Origin of the sequence: Amycolatopsis sp. NPDC051371, assembly GCF_040682155.1 — a bacterium.
GTDB lineage: Bacteria > Actinomycetota > Actinomycetes > Mycobacteriales > Pseudonocardiaceae > Amycolatopsis.
The window spans coordinates 1-1,688 of the sequence record NZ_JBFBAG010000119.1 but is presented as its reverse complement, the minus strand read 5'-3'; the positions used below and the strand labels follow the sequence as shown (position 1 = coordinate 1,688).

1 protein-coding gene is annotated in these 1,688 nt (G+C 67.2%); it reads right to left on the bottom strand.

Features of this window, described 5'->3' with window-relative positions; genetic code table 11:
• Positions 1-10 precede the first annotated feature (10 nt).
• Positions 11-1,462 (bottom strand): nucleotide disphospho-sugar-binding domain-containing protein, encoded by a 1,452-nt coding sequence (locus AB0M59_RS53550; RefSeq protein WP_364632160.1) that lies wholly within the window; start codon positions 1,460-1,462, stop codon positions 11-13.
• Between the last annotated feature and the right edge of the window lie 226 nt (positions 1,463-1,688).

Genomic DNA, 1,688 nt, shown 5'->3' with positions numbered 1-1,688 from the left:
TAGTTGTGGTTTAGAGGCGTCGTTTGTTCTGGGCGATGAGTTTTTCCAGATCGGGGATGATGTCGCTGGGGCTGGGCATGGCGAGCCACTCGTTGCGGAGGTCGGCCGCGGCGTGGTGACGAGCGGGGTCGTGAGCGGTGTGCCAGATCAGTTCACGGATCTCGTTGACCGTCTGCGCGCGGTGGTCGAGGCGGTCGCCGACGCCCTTGGCGATGACGAAGTCGGAGACGGGGGTGGCTTCGATTTTCTTGGCGGGCAGTTCCCAGTGGTAGCCGGCGCTGGTGGTTTCCTCCCGGACACCGGCCTCGAAACCGTTGCGGTAGGTGCCGGTGCGCAGCTGGTCGGGTTCGTCTTCGACCAGTTTCAACAGGACCGATTCGCCGGCGAGGTCGCAGACCAACTGCGGGACCGCCGCGGCCAGCGCGGAGGCGTAGGTGCCGTTGCCGCCGTGGTGGATGAGAGTGGAGCAGGTGGGCACCAGCGCGGGCAGGGGCACCCAGTCGAAGGTGCGGACGTTGGCGGGGACGGAGTCGACGTCGGCCAGCTGCATCTTGTCCAGGGTGGCGATGAACTCAAGATCCTCGAGGCCTTCGCAGGCCTTGAGGATCTTGGGGGCGCGGTCCCAGTCACCGGGGATGAACCGGCGGGTGGATTCCCCCAGCGACAACGCGACCCGGCGCACCCCGGCCCGGCCGCAGCAGTCGCAGCGGGCGTCTTCGGGACGCTGGTGCAGCCAGCCGGGGAAGGTCTGCGGGTCGACGTAGGGGACCTGGCGCATCGGCAGCTTCTTGGTGCTGGTGGGCAGCCGGAAGTCCTCCAGCATCGGGTCGACCGTCCACTGCCCGACCAGCAGTTCCTCATCCACGCTCAGCCCGTACTTGGCGGCCAGCGGCTCCAGCAGCGTCGCCAGCGGGTTCTCGTCCAGACCCGCGGCCCGCAACGCTTCCCGGCTTTCGGCCAGCCGGTCCAGCGACCAGCCGAACTGGTCCTGGCTGATCAGCAACCGCGCGTGCGCCGATCCCGACACCTTGCCCGCCACCCCGCCCGCGGGGTGGGTCGGGTCCCACAGGATCAAGTCCGGTTTCCAGGTTTTGGCGAACTCCACAAGATCACTGGCCTCGTCCCGGTCCACCCGCACGTAGTCGGAGATCGGGTTGAGCAGGTACTGGAAGAACACGATCCAGTGCTCGCGGTCCTCGACGCTCAGCCCCATCGCGTCGGCATACGCCAGCACCAGATCCGGGTGCGCGGGCTGGCTGCAGTCCTCGGTCAGCCGGACCGGGACCTGCTCGGGATTGCCCAGCGCCACCGGGGTCAGCCCGGTTCCCTTGATCATGTCCGCCGAGCTGTGGTGGGTGGCGATCCGCACTTCGTGGCCGGCGCTTTGCAACGCCCACGCCAGCGGCACCACCGGATACAGATGAGCGAACGAATTCGGATAGATGGTGAACAGGACACGCATTGAACGCTCTCCAATCGGCGGCAGAAACCCCCTACCACCATCCACGCGGACACAGCCGAAAACCAGCCGCAACCGATCCTGCGACCCACCACCCCGCACCCGCATCTCTCCGCTTGCGAACACCCCTGATCCCGCCTTCACCACTGCACGTCAGGAGATGCACCCACCCACACCACCCCCCGACACTGACCACACACCACACCGCCACCCCCGGGAGGCCGCATGA